Genomic DNA, 14,762 nt, shown 5'->3' on the forward strand with positions numbered 1-14,762 from the left:
CGCCCGAATGCATGCGCTTCTAGGATGGCTTCACTTCTTGCGGTGGCCGTTGGCCGCTGCCGTCGACCGAGTGAGAAACGGGAGGTGTGACCGATGGCTGTCTCTGTGATGGGCGTTGCCCGCAACCAGAAGTTCATCCACTCCACCTCCGTGGTCTCCGGCTGATCTTTCCTGTCTTCTTCGCGCCTGTGAGTGCGCGCGGCCGGGGCCGCCCTGTGAAGGGTTCCCCTTGAATCTCTCTTCTCGTTCGGCTTCTTCCGTTTCTTCTTCCACTTCGTCGCACCCTCTGGCCCCGTACGGCTGGGACGAGGGCTGGGAAGCCGAGTTCGCCCCGTACGCCGAGCAGGGCTTCCTGCCCGGCCGTGTCGTACGCGTCGACCGCGGTCAGTGTGACGTCGTCACCCCCGTCGGCACCGTCCGGGCCGACACCGAGTTCGTCGTCCCCCGCGACCCGATGAAGGTCGTGTGCACGGGGGACTGGGTCGCCGTCGACTCCGATGGCGGTGATCCGCGGTACGTGCGGACGCTGTTGCCGCGCCGGACCGCCTTCGTGCGCTCCACCTCCTCCAAGCGGTCCGAGGGGCAGATCCTCGCCGCCAACGTCGACCACGCCGTCGTCGCCGTGTCCCTCGCCGTCGAACTGGACCTCGGCCGCGTCGAACGCTTTTTGGCCCTGGCCTGGGAGTCCGGCGCGCAGCCCGTGGTCGTCCTCAGCAAGGCCGACCTCGTGCCCGACCCGGTGACGCTCGCCCACCTCGTCGAGGACGTCGAGACGAGCGCGCCCGGCGTGCCCGTGCTCACCGTCAGTGCCCTGCACGGCGACGGCCTCGACGTGCTCGTCGCCCTCGTCGGCTCCGGTACGACCGTGCTGCTCGGGCAGTCCGGCGCCGGCAAGTCGACCCTCGCCAACGCCCTCGTCGGCGAGGACGTCATGGACGTGAACGCCGCCCGGGACGTCGACGGCAAGGGCCGGCACACCACGACCACCCGCAACCTGCTCGCCCTGCCCGGTGGAGGTGTGCTCATCGACACCCCCGGACTGCGCGGTGTCGGGCTGTACGACGCCGAGAGCGGGGTCGGCCAGGTATTCAGCGAGATCGAGGAACTGGCCGAGCAGTGCCGCTTCCACGACTGCGCCCACGAGTCCGAGCCCGGCTGTGCGGTGCGCTCCGCCGTGGAGAACGGGGAACTGCCCGTGCGCCGGCTGGAGAGCTACCGGAAGCTGATCCGGGAGAACCAGTGGATCGTGGCCAAGACCGACGCGAGGGTCCGTGCGGAGCTGCGCAGGGACTGGAAGCGGAAGGGGGCGGAGGGGCGGGCCGCGATGGAGCTGAAGCAGGGGCGCCGACGCTAGGCGTCTGTGCCCGGGGTGGGGGTTCTGGGGGCTGTCTGTGCTCCCAGTACCCCCACCCCGCCCTATGCCTATGCCGCCCTGCGCCGGAAGGGCAGCCCCACGCCCCCGCTGGGCCGAGCGGGTGGACCGGTGATCATGTTCCGCCGCCGTGAGCCGCCCGTGTGGCACGGTCACCTCCGACGGACCGGGAGCGGAAAGGGCGGGCACCCGCATGGGCAAGATCGCACGGGTTCTCGTGGCACTGCTGCTCGCCATGCTTCCGGCCACGGCGGCCTCGGCCACGGCGGCCTCGGCCACGGCGGCCTCGGCCACGGCGGCCGGCCCGGTGCGGGCGGCCGTGGTGGGTGCGCAGGACGGCCCGCGGCCGTGGGCCGGGTCCTGGGAGACCGCGCCCTCGGGTACCGCGCCCGCGCTGCCCGGGGCGGCCGTGCGCAACGTCGTACACCTCAGTGTGGGCGGGACGGTGGTGCGGGTGCGGATCAGCAATCGGTTCGGCACGGTGCCGCTGGTGCTGGGGGCGGTCACGGTCGCGAGGCGGCGCACGGAGGGCACGGGGGCGGGAGGTGCGGACGCCGTGCGCGGCACGATGCGTGCCGCCACCTTCGGCGGCCGGCCGGCCGTCAGCGTGGCGCCGGGGCAGGACCTGCTCACCGATCCGGTGCCCCTGGCCGTCCCGGACGCCGCCGATCTGCTGGTCACGGTGTTCACGCCGGTCGCCTGCGGACCGGCCACCTACCATCGCGACGGCCTGCAGACCAGCTACGTGGCCCCCGCCGGTGCCGGCCGGGCCGCCGACGAGGACGGCTCCGCGTACACGGCCGTCACCTCTTCCTGGTACTACGTGACCGGCGTGGACGTCCGCGGCACCGCCCTCGGCAGCGTCGTCGCGTTCGGCGACTCCCTCACCGACGGCGCCGCGTCCACCCCCGACGCCAACCACCGCTGGCCCGACCGGCTCGCGGCACGCCTGCGCCCGCACCGTCTCGGCGTCCTCAACGCGGGCATCAGCGGCAACCGGCTGCTGCGCGACGGCACCGGACCGAGCGCGCTGGCCCGCCTCGACGTCGACGCCCTCGACCGGGCCGGGGTGCGGACCCTGGTCGTCCTGGAGGGCATCAACGACATCAAGGGCTTCCCGGTGGCCGACGACCCGGGCGCCTTCGCCGCCGCGTACCGCACGCTCGCCGCCCGCGCGCACGCCCGTGGCGTCGCCGTCGTCGGCGTCACCCTCACCCCGTACGCCGGATACCCCGCCTACACCCCGGCCGGTGAGGCGGTACGACAGCGGGTGAACGCGTTCATCCGCGGCGGCGGCGTGTTCGACACGGTGGTGGACGCGGACGCCGTCGTACGCGACCCGGCCGACCCGCAGCGCATCCGGCCCGCCTACGACCCCGGCGACCACCTGCACTTCAACGACACGGGCCTGCACACGATCGCCGACGCCGTCGACCGCGCCCTGTCGCACCGGGCGCCGACGTCAGGTCCCCGGCACCGCGCCTCACACACCGCCGCTCACCCCCACACCACGGCCCCCAGCCACGCCCCCGCGATCAGCAGGCAGGCGAACAGCTCGGCCAGCACGCCGGCGCCGCCCGCCCGCATCACCGTGCGCAGGGCGGCCATGGCCTCACCGTGCCGGCCCAGCCGCAGCCTCTCGTGCAGATAGATCCCGGCCATGAAGCCGGGCAGGGCGCCCACCACCGGGATCAGGAAGAAACCGAGGAACGCGCCCGCACCGGCGTACACGGCCATGCGCGGCGTCGCGCCGCTCGCCCGCAGCCGGCGCGGGGGCAGCGCCCAGCGCACCACCAGGGACAGCAGCAGCACGACGGTGGCGCCCACCAGGACGCCCCAGGCGGCCGGCCGGGGATCCTCCAGCGCCCACCACAGGACCGCGGCCCACACCAGCCACGACCCCGGCACACCCGGCACCAGCACTCCGCACAGGCCGAGCACGATCACCAGGCCGACCAGCAGGAGTTCCCACGCTCCCATTTGCCCAGAGTGCCGGAAGCCGGAAGAAACCGCAGGTCACGGGGAGCCTTCGCGGGACACCCAGCCACGCTCGTAGGCGTGCCAGCCCAGCTGGAGCCGGGTCGTCACCCCGGTCAGCTCCATCAGCCGTTTCACCCGCCGCTGCACGGTCCGCAGGCCGAGGTCGAGCTGTTTGGCGACGCTGGCGTCGGTCAGTCCGGCGAGCAGCAGCGACAGCACCTCAAGGTCCGTGGCGTCGGGGCCGCCTGGCTCTTCCTCCTCCAGGCCGTCCGTTCCCAGGCGCAGCGGCAGTGCCTGGCGCCACACCGAGTCGAACAGCGCGGTGAGCAGCTCCAGCAGCCCGCTCGCGTGCACCACCAGTGCGGCGGGCTCGGCCATCTTCGGCGTCAGCGGCACCAGGGCGAGGGTGCGGTCGACGATCACCAGCTTCGTCGGCACCTGGTCCACCACCCGCACCTGCTCGTCCCGGCCGAGCGCCGTCGTCAGCTCGGTCAGCCCGTGCGGCAGGTCCAGGGCCGCCCGCTCCAGCACCACGCGGTAGCGGACCCCGCGTGCGGCCGCCTGCTCCTCGGCGTCGTTCTCCATGCTGGTCACCACCACCGGGTTGCCGGTGACCAGCGCGCACACCTCCTCGGTGGCGCCCAGCTGGAGCTGGAGGAATCGCTGGGCGACCGCCGCGGCGCCGGTGACCACCTCCACCAGGTCGTGCACCTCGGGTTCGGCCGCCGTCGCCCGGTACTCCTCGGCGAGCAGCGCCGCCGCCAGCTCCGCCTTCTCCAGCTCGTGCCGCTGCTGGGTGAGCAGCGCGCCGAGCGCCACCCCGGGCGGGGCCGCCACCCAGCGGCCCGGCCGGGCCGGGGACTGGGCCGCCAGGCCGTGCCGCTCCAGCCGGCGCAGCGCGCGCTCGGTGTCCGCTTCGGCCAGTGACAGGCGCCGGGCCAGCTCCGCCACCTCGGTGGCGCCCACGGACACCAGTGCCCGGTATGCCGCCTCGTGCGTATCGTCCAGCCCTATCGCAGCCAGCATCGACCTACGTCCTCCCCAGATAGCGAGCAACTCGCAGCGGCGTGCCGTGGCGGAAACCGGCCACGGCACAAACCCGCCGCCGGACATCATCGCCGTACGGGAGGCGTATCTGCCAAGGTGGCGGACGTGTGGGACGCATGGCGGTGTTCAAGGCGCATCGCCGCATCCCGGGAACCACACCGCAATCCGGCCATCGGACCGGCTCGTTCGGCGAGCCGGCCGCGCGAGACGGTGGCCCGGACCGGACCCGCGTGAGCGCGCGGGGGATCCGGGACCGGGTCACATCGGGTGTCGCCGGGCGGCCCTCCCGTGGGGGGTGGGGCCGCCCGGCGGCCAACGGCCTTCTGTCGTAAGGCCGTTCGCGCCGTCCTCCGGCAGGTCGGGTGAGGTCGGACGAGGCGCCGGTTTTTCCCGATGCCCCGTTTTCATACGGCCTGTGCGGTGGACAATGAAGGGCATGAGCCAGCAGGGGGGTAGGCCCGCTCGTCGCGAGGACGACTGGTGGGGGCAGTTGTACGACGACTCCACCGAGGACACCGGGCCCACGGCCGCGCCCGATTCCCTGGAAGACCGCTTCGCCTCGGCGAAGAGCACGGTGACGGGCCGGCCCCGCGGACCGGAACGCCCGCCCGAGGACACGGCCCACCAGAACCCGGAGCCGCAGCGGGAACCGTCCCCGGACCCGTCGATCCCACCCCAACGGGCCACCGCGGCACCGGCCTCACCACCTGGCCCGTCCGTGACCGGACCGTCTCCGACCGGCCCCTCCTCACGCTCGACCCCGCCCGGACCGGGCGCTCCCTGGGAACCCGCACCCGCAGAGCCCACCTCTGCGCGGATCTTCCCGTCCGCCGCACCGCTCCCGTCACCCGAGCCGTTCGACGCTCCCGCGCCCGCGGACCTGGCACCCCACACCTCCCTCGCGCCGCCCGAGGCCCCGCCCGGCTCCCGGTCGGGCGAGTTCGCGGCCCGCACCGGCCTTGGCCCGACCGATGGCCTCTCGATCCCCTCCGGCCCCGACCACGTCGGCTCGGGGCCGCCCACCTACGACCCCGAGCCCACCGCGCTCCCCGGCGCCGATCCGGACGAGTTGGCGCAGGTGGTCCCGGACACCGTGCTCGACGGCGCCCGGTACGGGGTCTGTACGGTGCGGGCCGTGTCGATGCGGGGGGACTCCGCTCGGTACCGGGGGGAGCCGCGCCGGGACGCGTTGCTGACCGCGCGGTTCGGGGTGGGGGAGCAGGCGCTCCTGCTCGTCGCGATGGCGACCGGGGCGCGGGCCACGCCCGGTGCGCACCGGGCGGCGGCCGAGGCGTGCCGGTGGATCGGGCAGGCGGTGGGCCGCAGTCACCGGCGGCTGGTGGAGGACATCCGGGAGGCCCGGCGCAGCGAGCTGAAGTCCGGGCTGCACCGGCTGACCGACCGCAGCCTCGGCAAACTGCGCGCCAGTGCCGTCGAACGGGACGTGGACCCCGAGGAGTACACGGCGAGCCTGCGCTGTCTGCTGCTGCCCGCCGACCCCGACTGCCGTACCCGCGTGTTCTTCGGCGTCGGCGACGGAGGCCTGTTCCGGCTGCGGGGCGGCGCGTGGCAGGACATCGAGCCGCAGGCGTCCTCGGCCGACACCGCCGGCGAACCGGTCGTCGGCTTCGGCGCGCCGCCGCCCACCGCACCCACCGGGTCCGCCGGATCGGCCGGCGCCGCACCTCTTTTCGCCGAGGACGACCGCTTCACCATGGACCTCGGCATCCCGACCCCGCCGAGCCCGTACGAGACGTTCGCGGGGGCGGGCCGGGGGAGCGCCGCCGAGCCGCCGCGCGACCCCTTCCTGTTCCGGGCCTCGATAGCCCGCCCGGGTGACGTGCTGGTGATGTGCAGCGGTGGCCTCGCCGACCCGCTGCGCGGCGAGCCCGCCCTGTGCGCCTATCTGTCCCGCCGCTGGTCCCGCCCCGCCCCGCCGGGCCTCGCCGCGTTCCTCGCGGACGCCCAGGTGCGGGTGAAGGGTTACGCCGACGACCGTACGGCGGCAGCGGTGTGGGAGGCGTGACGGCGATCCTTGTGACTTGATGGAACGGACAGCGGCTCAGTCCGGGTTCCCGGGGCAGCGAAGGGTCAGTGGTCCGTCATGGCCAAACAGAACGTCGCCGAGCAGTTCGTCGACATCCTCGCCCGAGCCGGCGTGCGCCGTCTCTACGGTGTTGTCGGCGACAGCCTCAACCCCGTGGTCGACGCCGTACGCCGCAACTCCGCCATCGACTGGATCCATGTGCGCCACGAGGAGACCGCCGCGTTCGCGGCCGGCGCCGAGGCCCAGATCACCGGGAAGCTGGCGGCCTGCGCGGGCTCCTGCGGCCCCGGCAACCTGCACCTGATCAACGGCCTGTACGACGCCCACCGCTCCATGGCCCCGGTGCTCGCCCTCGCCTCGCACATCCCGTCCAGCGAGATCGGCCTCGGCTACTTCCAGGAGACCCACCCGGACCGGCTGTTCCAGGAGTGCAGCCACTACAGCGAGCTGATCTCCAACCCGAAGCAGATGCCCCGGCTGCTGCAGACCGCCATCCAGCACGCGATCGGTCAGCGCGGGGTGAGTGTGCTCTCCCTCCCCGGTGACATCGCCGCCGAACCCGCCCCGGACAAGTCCTTCGAGAGCGCCCTGGTCACCTCCCGGCCCACCATCCGCCCCGGCGACGCCGAGATCGACGAACTGCTGCGGATGATCGACGCGGCCGACAAGGTCACCCTCTTCTGCGGCAGCGGCACCGCCGGCGCGCACGCCGAGGTCATGGAGTTCGCCGGGCGGATCAAGTCCCCGGTGGGACACGCCCTGCGCGGCAAGGAGTGGATCCAGTACGACAACCCGTACGACGTCGGGATGAGCGGGCTGCTCGGCTACGGCGCAGCCTACGAGGCCACCCACGAGTGCGATCTGCTGATCCTGCTCGGCACCGACTTCCCGTACAACGCGTTCCTGCCGGACGACGTGCGGATCGCGCAGATCGACGTACGGCCCGAGGTCCTCGGCCGCCGTTCCCGGCTCGACCTCGCCGTGTGGGGCGACGTCCGCGAGACGCTGCGCTGTCTGACCCCCCGGGTGAAGGAGAAGACGAACCGGCGCTTCCTCGACAGGATGCTGAAGAAGCACGCCGACGCGCTGGAGGGCGTGGTCAAGGCGTACACCCGCAAGGTCGAGAAGCACGTGCCCATCCACCCGGAGTACGTGGCGTCCGTCCTCGACGAAGTCGCCGACGACGACGCGGTGTTCACCGTCGACACCGGCATGTGCAACGTGTGGGCCGCCCGGTACATCACGCCCAACGGCCGCCGCCGGATCATCGGTTCCTTCACCCACGGCTCGATGGCGAACGCGCTGCCGATGGCGATCGGCGCCCAGTTCACCGACCGGGGCCGGCAGGTCGTCTCGATGTCCGGTGACGGCGGATTCACCATGATGATGGGCGACTTCCTGACGCTCGTGCAGCACGACCTGCCGGTCAAGGTCGTCCTCTTCAACAACTCCTCCCTCGGCATGGTCGAGTTGGAGATGATGGTCGCGGGCCTGCCGGCGTACGGCACCACCGACGTCAACCCCGACTTCGCGGCCGTCGCCCGCGCCTGCGGGGCCTTCGGGGTGCGGGTGGAGAAGCCGAAGCAGCTCGCCGGGGCGCTCCGGGACGCCTTCCGGCACAAGGGCCCGGCCCTGGTGGACGTCGTGACCGACCCCAACGCCCTGTCCATCCCGCCGAAGATCAGCGCGGAGATGGTCACCGGGTTCGCGCTGTCCGCGTCGAAGATCGTGCTGGACGGCGGCGTCGGCCGCATGGTCCAGATGGCCCGCTCCAACCTGAGGAACGTACCCCGCCTCTGAACCGGCGTCGCGCAGCGGTGATTTCCGGCCACTTTCACGCGGTGTGACGGGACGGGCGCGCTTGGCAGCGGACGGGCCCGGATCGTCACGTCGGGGCGCCCGTGGCGTCGTACGGCGTCACGGACGTGCCCGATGCGGCGAAGGGAGTGCCCGAGGGCCGGCCGGGACGCCGGAGGGGGGTGGCCGAACAGACGGCCGTCGGCCAAAGGCCAGGACTGGCCCGGGGACCGATGGGAATGGATCCCCGTGAACATGCTCGACCACGAGGGGACAGGTCCGGCAACGTGCGGCGGGGGTCATGACGAGGCAGGCACGAGGGGGCGGTCCCGGCACGATCGGGGCCTCCTCGGCAACGGCGGAGAAAGAGACCGGCACCATCGGGGAAGGAGCCGGCGCCGGCGCGCAGGACGCGCACCGGTTCCGGCGGAAACTGGTCCGGGCCGACCTCGGGGCCGTGCCCCGGGCGCGCCGGGAACTGCGCGAACTACTGCGGCACTGGGGCAGACCAGGCCGCTCGGAGATAGCGGAGCTGCTCACCAGCGAACTCGTCACCAACGCGCTCGTCCACACCGACGACGACGCGGTCCTGATCGCCGTCGTCTCCCAGGACGCGCTGCGCGTGGAGGTGCGCGACTTCGTCGCCCGCCGCCCCCGCCTGTGCGCCCCGGACACGGGCGACGGCACCCACGGCCGGGGTCTGGTCCTGGTCCAGTCCCTCGCGGACGCGTGGGGCGTACGGCCGCACGACGTGGGCAAGTCGGTGTGGTTCGAACTGGGCGCCGAGGCGGCGTGAGACGGCAACGGGACGGGGTGTGACCTTCGAAGGTCACACCCCGTCGAACTCCCCAGGGGGCCGGGAACCGCGCGGCGAGCCGCGACGCACCCGGGACACCGGCGTCAGCCGAACTGCTGCTCCAGGTCCTTCAGCTTGCGCTCCAGCGAGTCCAGCTTCGGCAGCGCCATCGTGTCGTCCTCCGCCGTCAGGTCGACGGTGAGCGGCTCAGAACTCTTGCGGACCGGCTGAAGGGAGGGCCGCGAGCGTACGGGCAGTGCTTCCGGGGTCGATATGGCAGGCTCCGCGGTCGCCTGCGCCGGACCGCGCTCCACGGTCTGTATCTCGACCTGCCGGCCGGCGCCGCGCCCGACGAAGCCGCGGTGGCCCCGGCTGATCGCCTTCAGCTGGGCGCGCTCCACCCGCTGCTGGTCGCGCCGGCGCTGCCGCGCCGCGTCCTTCTGCCGCTTGTCCTCGCGGACCTCGTCGACCGCCTCGTCCAGGCTGCGCACGCCCTCCAGCAGCATCAGCGACCAGGCCCTGTAGGTCTCGCGGGGCGCCCGCACCCAGCGCACGATCCGGATCTGCGGCAGCGGACGCGGTACCAGACCCTGCTCGCGCAGTGCGGCCCGGCGGGTCTGCTTCAGCGCCCGGTCGAACAGGACGGCCGCCGACAGCGACATGCCGGAGAAGAACTGCGGCGCGCCCGCGTGATCCACGCCCCGGGGCGCGTGCACCCAGTTGAACCAGGCCGCAGCCGCCGCGAACATCCACACGAGTATCCGGGAGCCGAGCGCCGCGTCGCCGTGGCTCGCCTCACGCACCGCGAGGACGGAGCAGAACATGGCCGCGCCGTCCAGGCCGAACGGCACCAGGTACTGCCAGCCGTCCGTGAGCCCCAGGTTCTGCTCGCCGAAGCCGACCAGGCCGTGGAAGGAGAGGGCGGCGGCCACCGCCGCACAGCAGAAGAGGAGCACGTAGGAGGCCGTGCCGTAGATGGCCTCCTTGCGCCTGCGGCGCTCCTCGCTGCGCTCCCACGAGTCGTCCGCACTCGCGTTCTCCCCGGAGGAGCGCTTGCCGCGCGCGAGCACCGCCACCGCCGCCAGAATGCCCAGGAGCAGCACGGCGCCCGGAAGCAGCCAGTTCAGCGATATGTCGGTCAGTCTCATCAGGGGTCCCTTGCATTGGGATAGGGCGTAACGCCCGCCATAGTGGCCCACTCCCGAGGGCCCTCAGGGGGTTTCGGGGCAAGAGGCCGCCAAGGAAGTGCAAGGGGATGCCCAGGGCAGCGTTCTGCTCGAACTGCCGCGTGAGGGGCGGGAGCTGAGTTCGAATAAGACTACCCGTACGGATGGTTCCTCGGAACATTCCTGCGATGCGTGAGGAAGTCGTGAACGACCTGTCCGGGCCGGGTGGTCCGATCGTGATGATCTTAGTGGACGGGCGGGTGTGCTCCGGGCCGTTTCCGGTGAACTGAGGGGCCCTCAGGCAATGCCGCGAGGGCTGAGGTTGACGTCCGTCCGGCGCTTCGGTCCTCGGTGTGCGAGGCGGGTGCCCTCGGGGTGTGCGGTGTGGACCATGTGGCGCCCGGGCCCGGCCCGTACGGGGCCCGCGGGGGCGGGGTGTGCGGTCGCGCGGCCGGTGGTGCGGTCGCACCGGACGGGCGTACGAGGCGCGAGACAGGCGTACGAGACATCCGAGACATACGTCACGGGTGGCCGGGTGTCCGGTGGTGCGGGCGCCAGGGACGGTGATCGGCGCGCAGGCCGATGCGGACGTAGCGGTGCAGGCCGCAGTGGCGGTCGCGTCCGAGTGGGCCCGCTCTCCGCGGTCCGGTAGTGCTCCATCTCGCCCAAGGAGATGTAGGGAAGGCTGCCCTTATTCGACCTTGGGGGAGTTTGACCTGCCGCCTTGTACGCCTAAGGTGCTTGACGGACAAGTGCCAAACCGTCGTCAATGACCCGGACCGCCGACCAGCCGGAGGAGGACCCGTGAAGCAGGGCCTGCACGAGTCCGCGGGGGCGGGGGGACCGCAGAGCAGGGAGCGGGCCGCCGCCGTGCGGGTACCGGCCCAGCCGTGTGCCGTCGACGCGGCCGACGCCGCCGACTCCCGGGGCGGGGTGCCCGAGCCGGGCACCGGAGCACCGGCGGCGCGTGGCGAGCACACGCACGGTGAGCGGCCGATCCCGCAGCCCCGCGCGGTGGTGCAGCGCTCCTCGGTGCGCGGCCAGATCCTCGACGCGCTGCGTACGGCCCTGGTGAACGGCGAGCTGCGGCCCGGAGAGGTCTACTCGGCGCCCGTCCTCGGGGACCGGTTCGGGGTGTCCGCCACGCCCGTGCGGGAGGCCATGCAGCAGCTCACGCTCGAGGGTGCCGTCGAGGTCGTCCCCAACCGGGGCTTCCGGGTCGTCGAGCGGGGGGTGCGCGAACTGGCCGAGCTGGCCGAGGTGCGGGCACTGATCGAGGTGCCGGTGGTGCTGCGCCTGGCCCGTACGGTGCCCGCCGACCGCTGGGCCGAGCTGCGGCCCCTCGCGGAGGAGACGGTGTACGCGGCGGCGTCCGGCCGCGCGGCGACGTACGCGGAGGCCGACCGCGCCTTTCACCGGGCGCTTCTGTCCCTGTCGGGCAACGAGCAGCTGGTCCGGATCGCCGAGGACCTGCACCGGCGCTCCCAGTGGCCCCTGGTCGGCGGTCCCGTCCGGCACGGTCGTGCGGATCTGGTCGCCGACGCGGCGGAACACACGGCCCTGTTGGACGCGTTGGCCGCGCGCGAGCTGGACGTGGTGCGGGCGCTGGTGGGGGAACACTTCGCCGGCGCGCGCTGAGCGGAGTCCTGCCGGGGGAGTCGCGCCGTGAGGCTGAGGGTCGTCTGCCGGTGCGGGTCCGGTGTGGTCGGTCGCGCAGTTCCACGCACCCTGAGGGAGTTGGTCGTCCCGGTGCCTTTGTGCTGAGCGTGCGCTGGTGCTGACCCAGGGGCGCGGGGAACTGCGCGACCGGCCCCTGCCGGGCCGCAGGCGGCGAACCGGCCGTGCCCACCCGCCTCCAGGCCGCGGCACGCGAACCGCTAGGCCGTGGCCGCGTCAGGCGCCGGAGGCGTCAGCTGGCGGGCCAGCCAGGTCGGGACGCCGCCGAGGAGGCGGAAGAGGCGGCGTGCTTCGTCCCGCAGACGGGAGGCCTCCGGTTCGGATTCCGTGTCGGCCAGGGACACCAGGGCGGGGGCGGTACCCACGAGGTAGCCCAACTCCTCGCGGATGCGCAGGGATTCGGCGAAGCCGTGTCGGGCTTCGGCCAACTCGCCGTCGCGCAGGGCGAGTCCGGCGAGATGGCGCCAGGTGAAGGACAGCAGCAGCGGGTCGGGGTGGGCGGTCGCGCCCGCGTGGGCCCGGCGGTACGCGGCGCGAGCCGCCTGCGGGGAGCGGGCCAGGTTCTCGGCCAGCAGGCCGCGGCGGAAGTCCAGCAGGGCCCGGCCCGCCGCCCCCGGAGGGATCAGCGCCGCCGCCCGCCCCAGTGCGGCCCGCGCCTCGTCCGCCCGGTCCCGCACCCCGTGCAGGGTCGCGGCGTAGGCGAGCTGACCGCGCTCGCAGGCGGCCGCCCCGCGCTCCTCGTCGGTCTGCGCCTGCGCCTCCGCCGTGCGCAGCGCGTCCTCCGCCTCCTCCCAGCCCCGTTCGGTGTACAGGCACCGTTCGACGAGGAGTACCGCCCGCTGGAGCGAGGCCGTCGGGGTGTCCCGTGGCAGCAGGGCCGCCGCGTCGGCCCAGCAGGCCCGTGAGCGCAGCCGCCACACCGCGGTCTGGAGCGGATCGTCACCGGCGGTCGTTCCGTTTCCAGACATGGCGGAATACGCCACGTTGCCCTCCCCGAGCACGCCGTCGAGCTGTTGAGTGGTGGCGGCATTCCAGCACCAATATCGGCACCGGGCCAAGAGGGTGGGTGAAAGATTTCACAAAGTGTCGCGGAGTGGGTGCGAGCGGGTTCGACCGCCCCGCACCCGGCTGACCTCAGCTCATGCGCAGTGCCAGGAAGAAATCGAGCTTGTCCTCGAGGCGCGACAGGTCCCGTCCCGTCAACTGCTCGATACGGCCCACCCGGTAGCGCAGCGTGTTGACATGCAGGTGCAGACGGGCGGCACAGCGGGTCCAGGAGCCGTCGGAGTCGAGGAACGCCTCCAGCGTCGGGATCAGCTCGGCGCGGTGACGGCGGTCGTAGTCCTCGAGCGGGTCCAGCAGGCGGGCGGTGAAGGCGCGGCGGACGTCGTCCGGGACGAACGGCAGGAGCAGGACGTGCGAGGCCAGTTCCTGGTGCCCCGCCGCGCACACGCGGCCGGGACGGGCCGCCGCCACCCGGCGGGCGTGCCGGGCCTCCTCCAGGGCGCCGCGCAGCCCGTCCGCCGAATGGACGGCCGCGCTGACGCCGAGGGTGAGCCGGCCGTCGCCGTTCAGGCCCGCCGACAGCGGCTCGCGCACCGCCTGGAGCAGGGCGTCGGCGAGCAGCCCGGTCTCCGAGCCGTCCTGCTCGGAGGAGACGGCGGGCAGCGGAACCAGGGCGATCGCCTCGTCGCCGGTGTGCGCCACGGCGATGCGGTCCGACGGCTCCGGGCCGGTGGCCAGCGGGTCGACCAGGACCTCCTCCAGCAGCGACTGGGCGACCGGACCGCCCTCCGTCTCTCCCGCCCGTCGCCCGCCACCACCCTCAACCGAGGGCCCTGCGGGCCCGCCCCCGGTTTCCTCCCACTCGACGCGGGCCACCACCACCTGCCAGTGCGGGGCCGTGCCGAGACCGGGCAGCAGCACCGGGGCCGCGACCCGCAGGCGCGCGGCGATCTCGGCGGGCGCGGCACCGGCCTGCACCAGTTCCAGCACCTCCTGGGCGAGCCGGCGCCGTACCGTGCGCGCCGCGTCCCGGCGGTCCCGCTCGACGGCGATCAGCTGGGTGACGCCCTGGAGCAGGTCGAGCCGTTCGGCCGGCCAGTCACCGGCGTCCGCCTCGACGGCCAGCAGCCAGTCCGACAGGACCGTCTCGCGCACGTCCCGCGCGGCCTGCGCGGAGCGGCCGGAGGAGCGGATCGGGAACAGGGAGTACGTGCTGCCGCCCATCAGGACCCGGTGGGGTCCGCGGCGTCCGCCGCGGGTGGCCGCGAGGTGCTCGGCGGCGAGCTTCGCACAGCTCTCCGGGGACAGCTCCGGGCCCACGACCTTGGAACCCGCGATCAGCCGGCCGGTCGGCGAGAGCACCCAGGCGCGCAGGTCCAGGTCGGAGCCGAGCAGGTCAAGGACCACGTCCGGGCCGCCGCCCGCCGGGCCCGAGGTCATCATCCGCCGGTGCCGGTCCACCACCGCCGCGAGATCCCCGGCCCGCTCGCCGGAGACCTGCCGTACGACGTGCTCGGTGATCGTCGCGAACGCCACCGACTCGTTCACCGCGAACAGCGGCAGCCGGTGCCGGGCGCAGGCCAGGACGAGGTCCTCCGGCACGTCGCCCAGTTCGGCCTCACCGGCCGCGAGCGCGGCCACGCCGGCCTGCACCAGGATCCGTACGAACGGCTCGGAGTCGTCGGCGTCCCGGCGCCAGGCCAGACCCGTCAGCACGAGCTCACCGCCGGAGAGATAGCGGCTCGGGTCGCGCAGGTCGGTGGTCATGACACCGCGGACCGAGCGGTCCAGCTCGTCCTCGCCGCCGAGCAGCCGCAGGCCCAGCGCATCGGTGTCCAGGAGTGCGCGCAGCCGCATCTCGTCGCCGCCGTTCTT

10 protein-coding genes and 1 pseudogene are annotated in these 14,762 nt (G+C 73.4%); 6 read left to right on the forward strand and 5 right to left on the reverse strand.

Annotated features, from left to right (window positions below):
* Positions 1-229: 229 nt before the first annotated feature.
* Both rsgA and ACWD5D_RS01650 read left to right on the forward strand, forming a co-directional pair.
* Positions 230-1,354 (forward strand): ribosome small subunit-dependent GTPase A, encoded by a 1,125-nt coding sequence (gene rsgA / locus ACWD5D_RS01645; protein ID WP_451370770.1) that lies wholly within the window; start codon positions 230-232, stop codon positions 1,352-1,354.
* Positions 1,355-1,565: 211 nt separating this feature from the next.
* Positions 1,566-2,807, forward strand: a pseudogene (locus ACWD5D_RS01650) (SGNH/GDSL hydrolase family protein); the annotation flags it as partial.
* A gap of 62 nt (positions 2,808-2,869) precedes the next feature.
* Here ACWD5D_RS01650 and ACWD5D_RS01655 read toward each other — a convergent pair.
* Both ACWD5D_RS01655 and ACWD5D_RS01660 read right to left on the reverse strand, forming a co-directional pair.
* The gene (locus ACWD5D_RS01655; RefSeq protein WP_451370771.1) at positions 2,870-3,352 is read right to left on the reverse strand and encodes a DUF456 domain-containing protein; all 483 of its coding nucleotides are present in this window, start codon (positions 3,350-3,352) and stop codon (positions 2,870-2,872) included.
* Positions 3,353-3,388: 36 nt separating this feature from the next.
* Complete coding sequence (locus ACWD5D_RS01660) at positions 3,389-4,378, reverse strand: helix-turn-helix domain-containing protein (RefSeq protein WP_451370772.1); 990 nt, start codon at positions 4,376-4,378, stop codon at positions 3,389-3,391.
* Between the two features lie 457 nt (positions 4,379-4,835).
* Here ACWD5D_RS01660 and ACWD5D_RS01665 point away from each other — a divergent pair, with 457 nt between their 5' ends.
* From ACWD5D_RS01665 to ACWD5D_RS01675, 3 genes are all read left to right on the forward strand, one after another.
* A complete protein-coding gene (locus ACWD5D_RS01665; RefSeq protein WP_451370773.1) occupies positions 4,836-6,425 on the forward strand; it encodes a protein phosphatase 2C domain-containing protein in 1,590 nt (529 codons plus the stop codon).
* A gap of 78 nt (positions 6,426-6,503) precedes the next feature.
* Positions 6,504-8,246: a pyruvate dehydrogenase gene (locus ACWD5D_RS01670; RefSeq protein ID WP_451370774.1), complete on the forward strand. Its 1,743-nt coding sequence runs from the start codon at positions 6,504-6,506 to the stop codon at positions 8,244-8,246.
* Positions 8,247-8,544: 298 nt separating this feature from the next.
* Entirely contained in the window at positions 8,545-9,039 is a 495-nt protein-coding gene (locus tag ACWD5D_RS01675) for an ATP-binding protein (protein ID WP_451370775.1), read from the forward strand.
* 104 nt (positions 9,040-9,143) lie between these two features.
* Here the strand turns inward: ACWD5D_RS01675 and ACWD5D_RS01680 are convergent, their stop codons facing one another.
* The gene (locus tag ACWD5D_RS01680) at positions 9,144-10,187 is read right to left on the reverse strand and encodes a DUF2637 domain-containing protein (RefSeq protein WP_451370776.1); all 1,044 of its coding nucleotides are present in this window, start codon (positions 10,185-10,187) and stop codon (positions 9,144-9,146) included.
* 822 nt (positions 10,188-11,009) lie between these two features.
* On the opposite strand from ACWD5D_RS01680, the gene ACWD5D_RS01685 reads away from it, so the two are divergent.
* On the forward strand, positions 11,010-11,843 hold the full coding sequence (locus ACWD5D_RS01685) for a GntR family transcriptional regulator (protein WP_451370777.1): 834 nt from the start codon (positions 11,010-11,012) through the stop codon (positions 11,841-11,843).
* 239 nt (positions 11,844-12,082) lie between these two features.
* Here ACWD5D_RS01685 and ACWD5D_RS01690 read toward each other — a convergent pair whose 3' ends face one another.
* Both ACWD5D_RS01690 and ACWD5D_RS01695 read right to left on the reverse strand, forming a co-directional pair.
* Positions 12,083-12,850 carry a hypothetical protein gene (locus tag ACWD5D_RS01690; protein ID WP_451370778.1) on the reverse strand — a complete coding sequence of 256 codons (768 nt, stop codon included), beginning with the start codon at positions 12,848-12,850 and terminating at the stop codon, positions 12,083-12,085.
* 166 nt (positions 12,851-13,016) lie between these two features.
* Positions 13,017-14,744, reverse strand: a complete 1,728-nt coding sequence (locus tag ACWD5D_RS01695) for a PucR family transcriptional regulator (RefSeq protein ID WP_451370779.1) — start codon at positions 14,742-14,744, stop codon at positions 13,017-13,019.
* Positions 14,745-14,762 lie beyond the last annotated feature (18 nt).

The organism is Streptomyces sp. NPDC002520, assembly GCF_053595235.1.

Excerpts from the sequence above, each read along its gene's own strand:
- ACWD5D_RS01695 (WP_451370779.1), bottom strand. The coding sequence starts at position 14,744 with ATGCGGCTGCGCGCACTCCTGGACACCGATGCGCTGGGCCTGCGGCTG.
- ACWD5D_RS01660 (WP_451370772.1), bottom strand. The coding sequence starts at position 4,378 with ATGCTGGCTGCGATAGGGCTGGACGATACGCACGAGGCGGCATACCGG.
- ACWD5D_RS01670 (WP_451370774.1), top strand. The coding sequence starts at position 6,504 with ATGGCCAAACAGAACGTCGCCGAGCAGTTCGTCGACATCCTCGCCCGA.
- ACWD5D_RS01665 (WP_451370773.1), top strand. The coding sequence starts at position 4,836 with ATGAGCCAGCAGGGGGGTAGGCCCGCTCGTCGCGAGGACGACTGGTGG.
- ACWD5D_RS01655 (WP_451370771.1), bottom strand. The coding sequence starts at position 3,352 with ATGGGAGCGTGGGAACTCCTGCTGGTCGGCCTGGTGATCGTGCTCGGC.
- ACWD5D_RS01690 (WP_451370778.1), bottom strand. The coding sequence starts at position 12,850 with ATGTCTGGAAACGGAACGACCGCCGGTGACGATCCGCTCCAGACCGCG.
- ACWD5D_RS01675 (WP_451370775.1), top strand. The coding sequence starts at position 8,545 with ATGACGAGGCAGGCACGAGGGGGCGGTCCCGGCACGATCGGGGCCTCC.
- ACWD5D_RS01680 (WP_451370776.1), bottom strand. The coding sequence starts at position 10,187 with ATGAGACTGACCGACATATCGCTGAACTGGCTGCTTCCGGGCGCCGTG.